The 17427-nt window shown below is 36.7% G+C and carries 11 protein-coding genes; 6 read left to right on the top strand and 5 right to left on the bottom strand.

Annotation, left to right across the window (positions count from 1 at the left end):
* Positions 1–109: 109 nt before the first annotated feature.
* From B0A64_RS03015 to B0A64_RS03000, 4 genes are all read right to left on the bottom strand, one after another.
* Positions 110–3964 carry a family 16 glycosylhydrolase gene (locus B0A64_RS03015; RefSeq protein WP_244285335.1) on the bottom strand — a complete coding sequence of 1285 codons (3855 nt, stop codon included), beginning with the start codon at positions 3962–3964 and terminating at the stop codon, positions 110–112.
* A gap of 679 nt (positions 3965–4643) precedes the next feature.
* Positions 4644–7574: a triple tyrosine motif-containing protein gene (locus B0A64_RS03010; protein WP_089478065.1), complete on the bottom strand. Its 2931-nt coding sequence runs from the start codon at positions 7572–7574 to the stop codon at positions 4644–4646.
* A 299-nt stretch (positions 7575–7873) separates the two neighbouring features.
* The gene (locus B0A64_RS03005) at positions 7874–8506 is read right to left on the bottom strand and encodes an HAD family hydrolase (protein ID WP_089478064.1); all 633 of its coding nucleotides are present in this window, start codon (positions 8504–8506) and stop codon (positions 7874–7876) included.
* Between the two features lie 78 nt (positions 8507–8584).
* A complete protein-coding gene (locus tag B0A64_RS03000; RefSeq protein ID WP_089478063.1) occupies positions 8585–9049 on the bottom strand; it encodes an NUDIX domain-containing protein in 465 nt (154 codons plus the stop codon).
* Between the two features lie 174 nt (positions 9050–9223).
* Between B0A64_RS03000 and B0A64_RS02995 the strand changes: the two genes are divergently transcribed.
* Positions 9224–10393, top strand: a complete 1170-nt coding sequence (locus tag B0A64_RS02995; RefSeq protein ID WP_089478062.1) for a DUF4861 family protein — start codon at positions 9224–9226, stop codon at positions 10391–10393.
* A gap of 186 nt (positions 10394–10579) precedes the next feature.
* Here the strand turns inward: B0A64_RS02995 and B0A64_RS02990 are convergent, their stop codons facing one another.
* On the bottom strand, positions 10580–11590 hold the full coding sequence (locus tag B0A64_RS02990) for a LacI family DNA-binding transcriptional regulator (protein WP_089478061.1): 1011 nt from the start codon (positions 11588–11590) through the stop codon (positions 10580–10582).
* Between the two features lie 312 nt (positions 11591–11902).
* On the opposite strand from B0A64_RS02990, the gene B0A64_RS02985 reads away from it, so the two are divergent.
* The 5 genes from B0A64_RS02985 (at position 11903) to B0A64_RS02965 (ending at position 17358) form a co-directional block, all read left to right on the top strand.
* On the top strand, positions 11903–12352 hold the full coding sequence (locus B0A64_RS02985) for a YhcH/YjgK/YiaL family protein (protein WP_089478060.1): 450 nt from the start codon (positions 11903–11905) through the stop codon (positions 12350–12352).
* Between the two features lie 5 nt (positions 12353–12357).
* The gene (locus B0A64_RS02980; RefSeq protein WP_089478059.1) at positions 12358–13020 is read left to right on the top strand and encodes a bifunctional 4-hydroxy-2-oxoglutarate aldolase/2-dehydro-3-deoxy-phosphogluconate aldolase; all 663 of its coding nucleotides are present in this window, start codon (positions 12358–12360) and stop codon (positions 13018–13020) included.
* Positions 13021–13162: 142 nt separating this feature from the next.
* Positions 13163–13975 (top strand): SDR family oxidoreductase, encoded by an 813-nt coding sequence (locus B0A64_RS02975; RefSeq protein WP_089478268.1) that lies wholly within the window; start codon positions 13163–13165, stop codon positions 13973–13975.
* A 303-nt stretch (positions 13976–14278) separates the two neighbouring features.
* The gene (gene uxuA / locus B0A64_RS02970) at positions 14279–15463 is read left to right on the top strand and encodes a mannonate dehydratase (protein WP_089478267.1); all 1185 of its coding nucleotides are present in this window, start codon (positions 14279–14281) and stop codon (positions 15461–15463) included.
* 260 nt (positions 15464–15723) lie between these two features.
* Positions 15724–17358 (top strand): pectate lyase family protein, encoded by a 1635-nt coding sequence (locus B0A64_RS02965; protein ID WP_089478058.1) that lies wholly within the window; start codon positions 15724–15726, stop codon positions 17356–17358.
* Positions 17359–17427: the final 69 nt, after the last annotated feature.

Here is a 17427-nt window from a genome sequence, read left to right as displayed (position 1 = left end):
ATAATCCTTTAATCTGTGGCTTTGATTTAAATCACATAGAATCATAGAATTTGTACTCTAAAAAAGTTGGGGTGTAACTATTGAGGTTCATTACACCCAACTATTTTATTTATTGCTTAATCAATTTTTTTGTCCAGCTCTTTTGATCGGATTTAAAGTTCAGAATATAGATTCCTCGTTTAAGTTTACCAATGTCTATAAGACCATCTGTAGCTTCAGAATCAATTTTTTGCTCTAGTAGCAAAGTGCCTGATTCATCATAAATGGTTACAATCTTGTGGTCTAACTTTTCAGGTATTGCCAGCTGAACATAATTATTTGCCGGGTTAGGATACAGGGTAAATACAGTCGTTACAGCTTCAGTTTCTTCTATAACAGCCGCCGCTTTTTTGGCTGTCGAAGCAGATCCGTAAGCTTCGATTTCGAACAATGAATATCCGTATGGCGCCAATGCTTTGGTCGTACATAAAATCCTGATGTATCTTCCGGTTCCGCTTACTGTTAAGTCATCTGTTCCGCCATCACTGGCTGTTTGGGTATTTACAGTTTCGTTTTCGGTAAAAACAGCATCAGTAGAAATTTGTACTTTGTATTGTGTTGCAAAAGCGGCTTCCCATTTTAGTACCACACGGTTGATATTGTAATTACTTCCTAAATCAACATAAATCCATTCGCTGGTATTGGCAAAACTACTCGCCCATCTTGTTCCGGCATCTCCGTCTGTGGCTTTCGCCGAAGAATAAGTAGTATTTTCTTCTGTAGAAGCTACTGTTGTTTTTGCCAAAGCCAGATTGATATTGTTATTCGAAGTAATATTTCGAACAATAACATCGCTAAAAACCCCTGTTGCCAAAGTTCCGTTTGCATGAGAAGTTACTGCCATTCCCACATAAATAGTATTTGCCATCACGATTGTTTTTGGAGTCCCCAATGGCGTCCAGGTTGTACCATTATCAGATGAATAAGAGGTAAACACGTTTCCTGTTCTTGTGATACGAAGCCATTTTGGAGCTGTTCCCGCTGCTGCCTGAGCCGTTGTGATTCCTGATATAGCTTCTCTGGTTAGAAACTCTATTCCCGCTTCCGCAGTAATATCTGTCATGGCATGCTTAGAAGTTGGTGTAAGTGTTTCACGAAACATTACTCCGGCTTTTGCATAGGTATTGGTGTTGGTCAACGAATTGACTTTAGCTATAATTTCGGCATCACCGGTAATCGATTGGTTTACAAATTGAAACTGATCGCTTGATTCCCAAATATCTACTCCTGATCCTTTGATCGTAAAAGTTCCGCTGGCATGAGTAGCTTCTCCTGCCGGAGTTACCGCACCTAAATCTGTGCTGGCCCAAGGAGCTGGTAAAGTCGCTGGCGGATTTTCTGTCCCAACCAAATTTACAGCTCTGATATTATCAAAATAGTACGTGTTTCCTGAACTTGTTCCCGGTTCCAGCAAGAAAACAAAACGATTTACTTCGCTGTCTAAGGTTGATGCATCCGGTGCACTTGCGTATGTAAAGACAAGGGTGTGCCAGGTGTTGGTTTGTTTTACAACAGCTTGATAAATACTATGTCTGCCTACAGGATAATTTGACGGAACCGAAGCACTGCTTTCTGCCTGCCATGAAATTACAGAACCTACAGGAGCAGCTGTATAAACATCCATAGCAAATTTTTTAGTTCCGCTTTTAAAATCTCCAATATTGGTCAAAGTAGTATTAAACGAAAAGTTATCATACAACTCTGTCGATTTTCTAACATATTTTGCAACATTCGAAGACGTGTTAATTCCGCTTGCACCAGGATTTGCCGTGTTTGGCGTATAAGTACCAATCGCATCTCTGAATGTGATATTATGAACGGTTTGGTAATCTTCATAAACTACTCCGGGTGTAAAAGTATCCGGCAATTTGGTAGAGCCAATTCTGATATTATCAAAATAATACGTATCGCTTGTATAAGAACCTGAATTGGCCAAAATAACCATTTGGTTTACCGCCAGATTCGAAGTTCCTTCATCAGGACTTGAATTGTAATAGAATGTCAGGGTTTCCCATTGGTTTTGTTTGGTCGTGATTGCTACATAATTACTGTTTCGTCCCGTTGGAAAATTTGCCGGAAGCGATGTTGCACTATTTTCTAAATTCAGACTTACAACCGTACCAATTGGTGCCGTAGTATAAACATCAATCAGGATTTTTTTAGTCTGATTTTTGAGTAAACCTGCATCTTCGATATTGTTTTGTGTATTAAAGAAAAGTACATCGTATTGCTCTGTTACATTACGAACATATTTGGCCACATTGGCAGATGAATTAACAGAATTTGCTCCCGGATTTGCTACAACAGTATATACTCCGGTTGTCGTTCCTTTGATAATTTTATTAATGCCGTCGTAATTTTGCAGAACATCTGTCGCAATAATTGGTTTCTCGGGTGCTGCTTTTGTAAGTAGATTATCAAAATAATACGTAGTTCCTGTATTCGAATTTGATTCAAAAAGAAAAACTACATTATTGATCGTTAAAGCACTTGTGTTAGGATCGATTACTTTTTCGAATTCAAATTCAATCGTTTCCCATTTGTTCTGGACCGTTGTTGTGGCTTTGTAACCGCTGTGTCTTCCTGACGGAAAGTTTGTTGCTGTGGTTACCAGACTATTTTCGAGTTGCATCGAAATTTTTGTCCCTACAGGTGCCGAAGTATAGATATCGAAAGATAGTTTTTTTCGACCATAAACGTAATCATTCGCATTGCTGATGGTTACATTTTTGATATTAAGCACATCATACAATTCAGATGCATTACGAACATATTTACCCACCAAAGCCGAGGTATTGATCCCGCTAGCCGACGGATTTGCCACGGCTTCTGTCAAAACTCCGGTTTTGTTGCCGTAAACAATATTTCTATTCGATTGAAAATCTTCATAAATTTTTTCTACCGGCAAAGGTACCTCCGTAGTTACAGCCAGTTTGTAAGTATTCGAAGTACATCCTGAAACTGTAGTTGCAACAGCAACATCTCCTCCCGTAGTTCCCCAATTTACCGTAATTGTATTTGTGCCTTGTCCTGAAGTAATCGAGGCTCCCGCAGGAACTGTCCAATTGTAAGTCGCGCCTGCAATCGCATTGATAGAATAAGTTTTGCCGGTTTCGTTGTTGTATACTTTTGCATCGCCCAATACACCGTAGGTAAAGCTACCGCTGTAAACACGAACATAATCTACTTGTAGTTTTGCCGGAAAATCTGCTGGGATTGGTTCTACACCCGCGCCGTTTACACTTGTATAAGGCGTTCCTAAACTACCAACAGCCAGATTTAGAATAATGTAAAACTGCTGATCGTTAAAAGGCCATCCGCCATTTACAGTGGTTTGTGGCGTAGCGGTGTGAAATAAATTGCCGTCGATAAACCATTTTATGATATTTGGTCCCCATTCTACCGCATAAACGTGAAATTCTGAAGACAAATCTGTTGGAGAACTATAACTTCTGCCTGTATAATGATAACCGCCACCATCGTAGTGAATCGTTCCGTCTACAGATTTTGGGTTTCTGTGTTTGGCTTCCATGATATCAATTTCTCCTGTAAAAGGCCAATTTGAAGTGCCTGCGGGTAACATCCAGAATGCCGGCCAGGCACCCATTCCGTTAGACAATTTCATACGGGTTTCGATTCTTCCGTATTTTATAGCATACTTACCCTCTGTCGTTAGTTTTGCCGATGAATACGGCTGTTGCGGAAACGAAGCATTCGGTTCGTATTTTGCCTGAATGTTCAGGTAACTGTTCGTTCCTTCTTTAACAATTGTTGCCTGATTAGGATCGTAGCGTTGTGCTTCGGCATTGCCGAAGCCGCAAAGTGATGGACAACCGTTTCCGGAAATACTTTGCCATTTGGTCGCGTCTACCGTTGTACCGTTAAACTCATCGGACCAAATTAAAGTGTTGCATTGTGAATGCATTTTTAAAACAGGAGATACTACTATTATTAATAACAGTAAACACCTTTTTAATACATTGTAATTACTTCTCGGTGGTCGGCCGAAAAAAGAGTCTTTTTGATTCATTTTCTTAGGTTATTTGTTAGTAAAGATTATTAGTGCAATAATTATCTACTTTGTAAAAAATAGATTGTTATTTTGATAATAATGGGACAATATTAACAAATAAATCAGGCAAGACTTACATTTTTGAATACGGTTTGACTACGGTGTTTGCAAAAAAATGTAATAATTAGCGTTCAAAATGCGTAAAACTACCTGAGATTTTACTTAATAATAAAAAACTTGAATTTTGTGATTATTTTGTAGATGTAAATTTTTGTTTCACGCAGATTTTTAGAAGATTTAGGCAGATTGAGGGGATTATTTTTTTATAATTGATTAATCAATTTTTCACAATGATAACCACAATCTTGTCATTTCGACGAAGGAGAAATCTCCGCTAGTAGCTCTACAAAGATTGACGATCATGATTGCGAAGGACGGATTAAAATCCCCATCCCTACAATATAAATCGAGCTGAAGGCTCTTTCCAAAAGTTCCGAAGGAACGATCCATTTTGTAGCAACGGATTTTAATCCGTTGAAACGTTAGATAAAACATCTGTGTATATCTTTTTAAAATCTGCGTGAAACAAAAATCAAAAATTCAGAATGTATTCGGTAATATTTGCTTCAGACGAAAGCTGTAACTTTTTACGAATGCGATATCTGGTATCTTCGACACCACGAACAGAAATTCCTAAAAGTGGCGCAATCTCTTTAGTATTAAAATTCATTCGCAGGTAAGCGCACAATCGCATATCTCGCGGAGTCAGTTCCGGAAAACTGTTTTTTAGCCTTTGCATAAAATTATCATGAAGCTGATTAAAGATTTCTTCGAACTCGTTCCAATGCTGATCTCCCTGCAATTCGTGATCGATGATGCGATTAATTTTAGTCAATAAACCAAAGTTGGTATTAAAATCATTCTTTTTATCAATCTGGCTAATAAGGTCTTTTATAGAAAGTAAAATTTCATTTAAATGAATAAGATTTACCGTATTCGAGGCTACTTTGGCATTTTTGAGATTAATGGTTGCTTCGAGATTTTCGCGCATAATGGTCATATTCTCCTGCTCTAATGCCAGTTTTTGCTCGTTTAATTCGGCTCGATTTCGCAACAGTTCCTTTTCCTGATTCAGTATTAATTGTTCGCGATCCCGCTCTGCAAGATTTTTTTGGTATTTGATAATCGTGTAAATCAAAACGCCAAAAAGTAGCAGATACAAAATATAAGCCCAGCTTGTTCTGTACCATGGCGGTAAAACTTCAAATTTAAAAATGGCTTCTTCACTAACAACATCATAAATATTTTTTGCTCTTACATGAAAAATATATTCATTTTCGGGCAAGTTCGTATATTCTTTTTCTGTCTGTAGATTCCAATCAGACCATTTGGGTTCAAAACCTTCCAGCCAATATTCGTATTTTGTAGCATCTGCCTCATCGTAACAAAGCGAGGCAAACGAAAAATGCAAAGCGTTATTTGCATACGATAAAACAACTGAAAATTTATGGTTTCCAGATTCTGTATTTGTAGAAAGCACATCATATCTACTCGAAAACAACAAACTATCTTTAGGAAAAATAGATTTTACCTCAGAAATAACCGCTTTATATTTCGACTTATATTTTTTGCTTTTGGTTGTATTGTAATGAATCAAACCATCTTGCGTTCCAAAAAACACATCACCGTTCAGGGTGGTTTGGATATTCTCGAAACCCGGAATATACAAATACCTTAGTTTTCGAAAAGGTAATTCTTCTATCGTAAAACTCCCTCCGGGTTTCTGAGTCATTTTTCCGGTATTTTCGCCAGAAATGTACCAGATATTATTTTGATGATCTTCTTTAAGCAACCTAATGTGACTGTCTGTTTTGAGGTATTTTTTGAACCTAACATCCGGAATCATTTTCTTTGAAGTAACATCTTGTTTGTAAACCCCTTTTGTGGTACCAAAAAGAATCTGATCGTCTATTTTGAAGGTATTCAAAAACAAACTCGACGGAAAACCATTCTTTTGATTGTAAAACTCGAGACTTGAAATTGTATCGAATGTTGCCTTAAATCTAATTTTAAAGATTCCCTTGTAACCGTGCGCAATCCAGATGTTTCCGGCTTTATCTGTTTCGATTATCCGGCTACTTTCATCAAAACCTTTTATCTTATGCTGATACGTCCAGGAATTATTTATTTTTCTAAGAACATACAATCCGTTATAACCGCCCACGAGTAATACATCCGGATGATCCGGAATAATAACTCCTTGCCACGCTCCATCGGTTTTGGCTAGTAGTTGAGCCGAATTTCCTTTTATCTCAAAAACTCCGTTTTTTTCGAAAGCCAAAAGCGAATTTCCAAAAACACCAATATTCCATACATTCTCAGACATTCCTGAGATATGCTGAAAATTGACATTTTGGTGCTCACCCTTTTTGTAAGCTTCCCAATCGAGCCAGAAAACACCATTATCTGTTGCGATATAAAGCTTATTTTGGTAAATCTGACTGCAATATATTTTGGTTTCGGCATTGGATACATCCAATATTTTGGACAAGGGTGATGAAATCTGAATGAGCGAAACACCTTCTTTTAATGTTACCCACAAATTGCCTTCGGTATCTACTTTAAGATGTGTGACATATTCGTTCTGCAAACCCATTTGTTTATTGATATGCTGAATCAAATTTCCTGCACTATCAATAACTATCAACCCGGATTGTCGCGTTCCAATCCCCAAATATCCATCAGAAAGTAAAATACCCGTTGAGATCTGACTTTGCTTTAGCAAATAATCGACTTTGGTCACAAAAGGTTTTAGCTGATTGTTATTATAACTAAAAAGTCCGCTTTTTTGAGTAAGTAAAATCAAACCTGCTGCAGTTTTAAAGATTTTTCTAATCTTCATTCCTATAAACTGTTTGCTGTCAGGGATTTCGACTAACGCATTGTCTTTAAGTTTCAATAATCCTTTTATATTATCGGAAACATATATTTCTTCGTTGACTTCAAAAAAATCATCAAATTTGGCTTCAGATCGTATTACATTGATTTTGTTATTCTTATAAATAAAAATTTCTTCGTTCGAGAAAAAAATCACTTCGTCCGGGCGAATAACAGTCTGGACAACATCTCCAAAATTTCTGGATGGGGCAGGAATTAATTGTACCAGAGAAGTATATTTGTATTGTCCGTTAGGCAATTGAACCGTATAACCAAACTCGCCCTGAGCACCCACATACATTTTGTCCTTTTTATCGATTGCCAGAGAGCGAACCATACTCCTGTTCTCGGGTTGTGCGACGATATTCCATCGCACGCCATCAAATTGCATAATGCCAAAATGATTCGCAAAAAACATCATGCCTTTTGAATCTTGCAAAACATCCCAATTTTCTGAAGCAGCTTTATACGTTTTCGGATTGTAATTGGTGATAAACGGAACTCCAATTTTTTTTATTTGGGCGTTAACAATTGGACACAAAAAGGATAGTAATAGAACTAAAATTCTAGTTGTAAATTTCGTCATTTTGTTTCGGTCTGTAGGTTAGTTCGTAGCATTTGAGCACTACAATCCTAAAAACAACAACTGGGGGGAGAAGCCGTTTTTAGGCAAAAAAGACATTCTAATAACTACTACTAAAATTATAATTTGATAATTTCAGGCACTAAAAAAAATGAATCTCTACAACCAAATATATAAAAATTTATTTTAATGTAACAAATTACATTAAAATTAGAGGATTTGATAATGAGAAAATTAGATAATTTGACAATTAGATAATGAGGGAATTTGGTAATGCGAAAACTTTGATACAGCAAATTTAATTAGAGTATCAAATTCAACTCTTCATAAGAGTGAAAAAGCTCCGCACCTTCTTTTTGCAGATCTTCATTATTATAACCATTTGCAAAACCGTAGACTCTAAAACCTCCCTGGATTCCCGAGATTACTCCGGCTTTGCTGTCTTCGATAACGATACAATCTTTAACCTCGAATCCCATTTGTTTTGCGGCATGCAAAAAAATTCCGGGATCGGGTTTCCAGCTGTTTATTTGGTACGAACTGTATATTTTATTTTCGAATTTATCCAGTAAACCGGCTACTTCAAGATTCAGTCTGATTTTATCAACAGGACCACTGGAAGCTACACAATAAGGAATTTTTAGTTTTTCGATAAAAGACACCACACCATCCATGGGTTTTACCTGTGTCTTGAAGGCTTCGAAACTTTTCTCGCGATAATCCGATTCAAAAGTATCAGGAAGCTTTTTTCCAATAGCATGCTCAATATGCAGGAAACATTCTTTTAGATTACGGCCGTTAAAATCGCGATACGCCTCTTCCAGTTTCATCTCAAAACCATACTCTGCCGCCATTGAAAGCAAGATTCCGTTACCAATTTTTTCAGTATCTACCAGAACTCCATCACAATCGAAAATAATACATTTAACTTCCATATTCTTTATTTACATTTTTAATAATCCTTTTTACAGGAAATGTAAATTACGAAATTATTCCTGAAAGTCGTGCTCATTTTAGAGTGAAGAAGAAATTTTCGAAATTATCTGAATGATAAAATCAGCTTGTGCAGGATTTATTTTTTTGAGAGCGTGTTCAGTTTGAAACCATTCGGCTCTGTCAACTTCAGGAAACGATTGTCGTTTTCCGGATTTTGGAGGCCATTCCATTTCGAAATCGTTACTTTTTACCAGCGTAACATCAAGATCAAATTCTACAGCCCAGGCAAAAACTGTTTTACCCGATTTTAGTAGTACAGATTCTAAGGCTATAAAATCACCTTCGACCTGAAACCCTGTTTCTTCCTGAAACTCCCTTTTTGCGGCATCAAGCGGATCTTCGTCAGTTGTGAACTCGCCTTTGGGAATCGACCAGCTTTCCAAATCCTTATTTTTCCAGAATAGACCACCAGGATGAACCAATAAAAAGAATATGGTTTTATCGACGAATTTATAAAGTAATATGCCGGCGCTTTGTTTCATGGGGATCTTGAATTTAATTCTAAAGATAGTGTTTAATTATTTTACCTATTTTACATTATTCCCATTATGCGGATTCTGTACATTTTTACCCCAATTCTGTATTTTTAATCCAAAATCGATTCGTAAATTTATAACTCGTTACTTTCACTTTACAAAAATTAAAAAATAACCACCTTGAAAAAGCCTCTTTTATTGCTCGCGATTCTGGTAAGTAGTTTTGCCAGTCATTCTCAAAACAAAATTATTACGGTAACCAACTCTTTGCCTGTAGATCGGGAGTTTGAAACGATTGAACTGACCAAAAAATCTCTTGGATTACCCACTTCTGCTAAACTGGAAAATTATGCCGTAAAAGAAGTTGCTACCAATACCTTTTTAGAAAGTCAAGCCGTAGACAATGATGGCGACGGAACTGTAGATGTATTATTGTTTCAGCCTAAAATAAGTGCTTCATCGCATCAGGATTTTGAGGTTTTGGTTGCCCAAAATCCGTCTTCATCAAAAACGATTAGTTGTTATTCGAGATTTGTTCCGGAACGAACGGACGATTATGCTTGGGAAAACAATAAAGTCGCCTTTAGAACGTATGGACCTGTGGCACAAAAAATGGTCGAAGACAAAATTGAGGGAGGAACTTTGACCAGCGGAATCGATGCGTGGCTCAAAAGAGTCGATTACCCTATTATCAACAAATGGTACGAAAAAGCGACTAACGGAACGGGAACTTATCATAAAGATACGGGCGAAGGTTTAGATAATTTTCATGTAGGCGACAGCCGTGGCGTGGGCGGAATTGCGGTTAAAGTCGATGATAAATACTTTTTCTCTAAGAATTTTATAAGCTGGAAAACCATAACAACCGGACCTATCAGAACGAGTTTTATCCTGAACTATGCCAATTGGGATGCTAAAGGCAATAAAATAACCGAATCGAAATTAATAAGTCTGGATTACGGAAGTTACCTTTCTCGTTTTGAAATCAATATTACCGGAGCAAAATCTATAGCAGCCGGATTAACGCTTCATGATAAAAAAGGAACTATTGGAACAAACCTAAAAGAAGGCTGGTTAAGCCATTGGGAACCTATAGACGATTCTGAAATTGGAACCGGAATTGTAGCTCCAAAAAACACTTTAACCAGTTTTGATAATCATATTACAAACGACAAAGACTTAAGTAATCTATACGGAAATATCGAAGTAAAAAACAACAAAGCCATTTATTATGTGGGTTTTGGATGGAAAAAAGGAAGTCCGTTTCAAACCAAACAAGATTGGGAAAGCTATTTGAGTTCGTTTGCTAAAAAAGTAAATACTCCTTTGATTGTTAAGGTAAAGAAATAAAGCTTTTTGCCCACAGATTTGGCGGATTTAAACGGATTGACGCTGGTTTTAATTTTTTATTATTCGCAATCTTTTCATCCTGAAAAACAAACCAGACAGATTTCAAAAACCTGTCTGGTTTGCTCAAAATGAGAATAAAAAATCCGCGAAAACCAGTATAAATCTGCCAAATCCGTGGGCAAACTTCTACCCTTTCTTCACAGGGAAATAGTTCTCTTTTAAAATAATTTCTAACGGAATATAATGTGTGTTGGCAACTGTTTCCTGCAACACCAACTTTCTGTATAAATGATTAATGCCCATATACCCTTGCTCCTCGGGTCTTTGGTTGATTAAAAAATCAATTACACCTTTATTCATATATTCAATATTCTCTTTTAATAAATCGTAACCAATAATCCGTACGCCTTTTATATGGTTTTGTTCTAAAAATCTGGCTACAATATACGCTCTTGAGTTGGGTACAAAAACGCTGTTGATTCCAGAGAACATTTCTAAATTCAATTGATCGATTCCAGAATCTTTAATGGTGATTTCAGAAAACTTAAAGTTGGTCAGTTCCTCATGATCTTTAAAAAAAGAATAAAAGCCATCGATACGTTGCAAATAAACCGATGTACTTTCTATTTCCCGGGTAATTTTAAAAATTAATACCTGTCTTTCATTTTTTACTGCAAAACTAATCAGTCTTCCGGCAAGATATCCGCTCTGAAAAGCATCCTGACCAACATAAGCATCTTGATTATCACTAGAAATATTTGAATCGATCATAACTACCGGAATATTATTCTTTTTGTACTCTTTTAAGAAACGAACCGATTCTTCATAAAAAATAGGTGCAAACAATAGTCCGTCACAATCAAATTCTACTACTTTTTTGATTGCTTCTTTAAACGAAACCATATTAAAATCATAGAAGAAATAATCCAGTACAACTCCGAACTTACTAAATTCTATAGCCGCTTTTTCGATTCCTGCTATTTGGCTCTTCCAATATTCCAGATTTTCATATTGTGGTAAAAAAACTGCAAAATGAAACTTTTTATTCAAAGCCAGGTTACTCGCCAGAATATTGCGTTTATAGCCATATTCTTCGATAATAGCATTGACTTTATCTACATTTTCCTGAGCAACCTGCCCACGCTTATGGATAATTCTATCAACGGTTCCGGGGGAAACATTGGCTAATTCGGCAATTTTTTTTATTGTTATGATATTGACAAGTTTTAAGTTAAATGATTTTATAAAAACACTTTAAATTATTATTTTTTTTATTAAATACAGATTGTTTTACCTAACTTTTTATATACATTTGTAAAACCCGTGTGCGTACACGCAAATATACACATGTGATTGAAAAAAACATAATGATTCCTTAAAAATATTATTTTTTATAAATACTGACAGGGTAGTTAATCTAAATTAAATACCAATATTTTAAAATTATGTATATAAAGTAATGCTTTAAATAATTATTAGCCTGAAAAACAAAATATAAAACCCGATAAAATGATTGTAGATTCATTACAAAACGCTGCAAAATATTTCAGCCTTCATCCTAAGTTCAAAGAAGCATTTGAGTATGTACATCAAAATGACATTAGCAAACTTGAAGAAGGGACATTTGAAATTGCCGAAGGATTAAAAGTAATCGTAATTGTTGGCAAAGGCGCCACGAGAGAAGAAAGTATAAAAGGTTTTGAATGTCACGACCAAAACATCGACATTCAAATTTCGATAAAAGGACCTGAGACTTTTGCCTGGAAACCCAGAGAAAAATGTGTCAGTCCAAATGGGGATTACAGTTTCGAAAGAGATGTTCGTTTTTTTCACGACAAACCTGATCTGTTTTTTGAATTGCAGGAACAACAATTTGCGATTTTGTTTCCCACAGATGTTCACGCTGCCATGATTGGCGACGGAGCACTTAAAAAAATTGTAATTAAGGTTAAAATCTAAAACTTATGAGCACAATTCAAAACAACATTGATGTTATTGCGGCACAAGGCATTCTACCGCTGTATTTTATTACAGACGAAACGATTAGTGTCGAAATTTTAAAAACGCTTTACAAAGCTGGAATCAGAGCGGTAGAATATACCAACAGAGGAATTGAAGCGTTATCAAACTTTAAAAAAATGGTGGCCGTTCGAAATGCAACACTGCCCGGAATGTTACTGGGCATTGGTACTATTAAAAACTTAGAACAGGCAAAAGATTTTCAAAATGCCGGAGCCGACTTTATTATTAGCCCGGGTTTTATTCCTGAAGTGGCTGATTTCTTAAAAAGCAAAGCAATTTTGTACACTCCGGGTTGCATGACCCCAACAGAAATCATTGCAGCTGAAAATACCGGAATAAAATTCGTAAAACTTTTTCCCGGAAATATTTTAGGTCCTGATTTTTTGACAAGTATAAAAGATATTTTTCCGGATTTGGTTTTCATGACAACGGGCGGTGTTGAAACCACTCATGCAAGTATTCAGGGCTGGTTTGATGCCGGAGCTTCTGCCGTGGGATTAGGGAGTAAACTAATCAGTAAAAAACGCATGGAAGAACAAGATTACGATGTAATTGAAAGTGAAACCAGAAAGATGCTCGAAATAATACAGACGATAAGAAAATAATAACTTTTAGGTAAAAATTATTTTTTAGCACACCAAAAATTTTGCCACAGATTTTATAGATTAAAATAGATTGTTTTTTAAAGAAGTCTTTTTTAATCTTTTGATCTGTGGCAAAAAATTACAACAAATTATAAAATATAATATGGATTCAATATTTAATTTAAAAGGAAAAATTGCATTAATCACGGGCGGTGCAGGCGTGTTGGGAAGTAATTTTGCAAACGTTTTGGCTAAACAAGGCGTTATTACAGGAATCGTTTCTCAATCGATTGAAAAGGCCAATAAAACGGTAGAAACAATAGAAAGCAATGGTGGAAAAGCTTTTGCTGTTCAGGCAAACGTTTTAAACAAAGAAGAATTGGAAAAAGCCAAAGATTTTATTGTAGAAAAATATGGTCGTCTCGACATTCTAATCAATGCTGCGGGCGGGAATATGCCCGGTGCAACCATTAGCCCGGATCAGGCAATATTTGATTTGAAAGTAGATGAGTTACAAAAAGTAGTCGATCTTAATATTATTGGTACGATGTTGCCATCGCAAGTATTTTCGGAACTTTTTGCCCTACAAAAACAAGGAATTATCATCAATATATCATCAGCATCTGCACAAAGACCTTTGACGAGAGTTGTAGGATATTCGGCTTCAAAAGCGGCAATTGACAATTTTACCCAATGGATGGCGGTCGAACTGGCTTCAAAATATGGCGAAGGAATTCGTGTAAACGCGATTTCACCTGGATTTTTTATTGGCGAGCAAAACCGCGCTTTACTATTGACTCCGGAAGGAAAACTGACACCAAGAGGCGAAAAAATTATCGAACATACGCCAATGGCTAGATTTGGAACTCCCGAAGATATTGATGGTGCGCTCTTATTTTTATGCAGCGACATGTCAAAATTTGTTACGGGAACGGTCTTAAAAGTAGACGGAGGTTTTGCTGCAACAAGTATTTAAAGATTTTATTTTACGATTACATCTCTATTGTCAGGCTGAGCGTAGTCAAAGCCTAAGTTCCAATTGGAGCGCCCTTCGACTCCGCTCAGGGTGACATACGATAATGAAAATTAGATCTCAGTATGATATAAAAATGCGAAATGCTTCTTATGAAAATAAGTGTACTAGCCCCGATAGAAGTGGAAATCCTTTTATCCGCCGCGGCGGATAAAAGATTGGAATGTATAGCGGGATTAGCTCCTAAAAATTATAAAAATAATATCCTCAAAGTTTAAGGCTTTGGAGGCAAAAAACAAACCAAAAATGGAACAAACTTTAAGATGGTTCGGGCCCAACGACCCCGTTTCTCTGCAAGATATTAAACAAACCGGAGCTACCGGAATTGTAACCGCATTGCACCATATCCCGAATGGACAGGTTTGGGATATTGAAGAAATTATCAAACGAAAAGTCGAAATCGAACATGAAAACGGAGATCCAAAAAAAGGAGCTTCGGGATTAACATGGTCAGTCGTAGAGAGTATTCCGGTTCATGAAGACATTAAAAAACAAACCGGAAATTATCTTCAATACATTGAGAATTATAAAGAAAGTATTAGAAATCTGGCGTTATGTGGGATCAAATACATTTGCTACAATTTCATGCCCGTTTTAGATTGGTCGAGAACTGATCTGGCATATGAAACTGCCGATGGATCTAAGGCTTTACGCTTTGATATTACTGCTTTTACTGCTTTTGAATTGTATATTCTAAAGAGACCGGGAGCAGAAAAGGAGTATTCGGCTACTCAAATCGAGAAGGCAAAAAGTTATTTTGAGGCTATGACAGCTGCTGAAAAAGTAAAATTACAGCAAAATATTCTGGCAGGTCTTCCGGGAGCGGAAGAGGCCTATTCTGTCGAAGATTTTCTGATTACATTAAGCGGTTACAATCATATTGACAGGGCGGCTTTAAAGAAGAATCTGTTCTTTTTTCTAAAAGAAATTATTCCGGTTGCCGAAAGCAAAGGGGTTTTAATGGCGATTCATCCTGATGACCCTCCCTACCCGATTTTAGGATTGCCAAGAGTGGTAAGTACGGAGGAAGATTTGATTGAATTGATGGCGGCTGCCGAATCAAAATCGAACGGATTTACGATGTGCACGGGTTCTTATGGTGTTAGAGCAGATAATGATTTGCCGGGAATCGTAAGACGACACGGCGATAAAATGAATTTTATTCACTTAAGAAGTACCGAAAGAGATGCCGAAGGAAGCTTTTATGAAGCGAATCATCTGGAGGGCGATGTGGATATGTACGAGGTTGTAAAAGCAATTATCGAAGTCGAAAAAAGAAATAACAGCCAATTGCCAATGCGTCCGGATCACGGACACCAAATGCTGGACGACCTCAATAAAAAGACCAATCCGGGATATTCTGCGATTGGGCGTTTGAGAGGTCTGGCTGAATTGAGAGGTCTTGAAATGGGAATTAAGAAGTCGCTTTAAAAGAGTTTTACCGCAAAAGTACTTTTTAGCCACGAAGGCACTAAGACACGAAGCTTTTTTATTTAAAGTCATCGTTATAAAAAGATTAAGAGAATCTTTCACGCAGATTTAAAAGGATTTACGCAGAGATTGTTTACAGTTTTTATTAATTAAATCTGTGCGATTTGCTAAAATCTTTTAAAATCTGCGTGAAGCAAAAAAATCTTTGCGCCTTAGTGCCTTCGTGGCACAAAAAACTAACTAACCAAATAACCACAATCATGAATACCAAAACCCTCCTTGTTTGTTGCAGCTTTTTTATAAATAGTATTCTGGTTGCGCAACAAATACCTAAAATACTAACTGATTCAAAAACAAATTACCTGCCGGATTTTAGTTATGCAGGGTATCATTTTGGCGAAAAAAAACTGCCGGAAGCCGAGGGAAAAATCATCAATGCAACAGATTATGGCGTAAAAGCAAATGATGGTCTTGATGATTCGAAAGCTTTATTAAAAGCGGTAAAAGCAGCAAATGCAGTCGAAGGAAATGTGATTTTGCAATTGCCTGCCGGACGTATTATCCTGAGTGAAATTGTGTATATCGAAAGAAGCCATTTTGTACTTCGTGGTGCGGGTTCTGATGATAACGGAACCGAAATTTATTGTCCCAGACCTATGATGTATCTCAAAGATCCGGAATCATTGACGGAACTTCGGGAATACCTGACCACGCTGGATAAAAGACAACGCGAACCTGAAAATAATATCGATTTGCCTTTCTCGCAATATGCCTGGTCCGGCGGATTTATCTGGACACAAATCCCAAATGAACGTGTAAAATCTTATTTAGACAAATATGAACCCACTCCAAATCCTTTGGCCAAAGTAAGTTCAGGAAATATGGGCGAACACACGATTTCAGTTTCGGATATAAAAGGTTTGAAAGTTGGCGATATTGTCGAATTGCAACTCTTTAATAAAGACGGTGAAAATGGCGGGATCATTACAGATTTATACAAAGGTGCGAATGTAAAACCGGGTTCTCATCACTGGAAATTTCCTAAACTTCCAATTGTGAGGCAACAAGTGGAAATAACCAAAATATCAAACTCAAAAATTACACTAAAAACACCTTTAACGATTGCTATAAAACCAAGTTATCAGGCACAATTGGTCGAATGGAAACATCTTGACGAAGTAGGAATCGAACATTTACGTTTTACTTTTCCTGATATCCCCAGAGTGGCACATCATGTTGAACCGGGAAATAACGGAATTTTTCTAACAAGACTTTTTAATAGTTGGGTAAAAGATATCAAAATTACCAATGCCGACAGCGGAATTCTAGCCGAAGAAATTGCTAATGTTACGGTTCAGGATATTGTGACAGATGGAACTCATATCTCGCATTATACGGTAACATTGGGCGGCGTGCACAATGTATTGGTCAAAAACCTTAAAATCTATAACAAAACAGTTCATCCTTTAAGCTTTAACACCTTTGCGACCAAAAACGTGTATGAGGATTGTGAGATTTATGCAGATCCGCTTTTAGATCAGCATTCCGGCGCCAATCATCAAAACTTATTCGATCATATTACGGTTCATATTACAGCGGATAAAAACAATAGTTATTTGTTATTTGGCGGTGGTGGTGCTGATTACTGGAAACCTTCGCACGGACCGTTCAGTACGTTTTGGAATCTTAATGTCCAGGTTTCAAATCCGGATGTTAAACCTGTTTTATTATACGGTATGAAAGATGGACCTCTCGCCAGAATTATTGGTGTGAACGGAAACACTAAATTCGAAGTAAAATATGAACCTGATGCTTATATTGAATTCTTAAATACATCGCTGGATAAAGTTCCTTCGTTGTATGATTATCAATTGCAAAAACGATTAAAGAAATAATTTTTTTAAAGTGACAAAGATGCAAAGTTTCAAAGGAACAAAGGTTTTTTAAAATTTTACTCTCTCACT

Source organism: Flavobacterium araucananum, from assembly GCF_002222055.1.
GTDB lineage: Bacteria > Bacteroidota > Bacteroidia > Flavobacteriales > Flavobacteriaceae > Flavobacterium > Flavobacterium araucananum.
The sequence above is the reverse complement of the archived record's forward strand: the minus strand, read 5'-3'. Positions and strand labels throughout refer to the sequence as shown.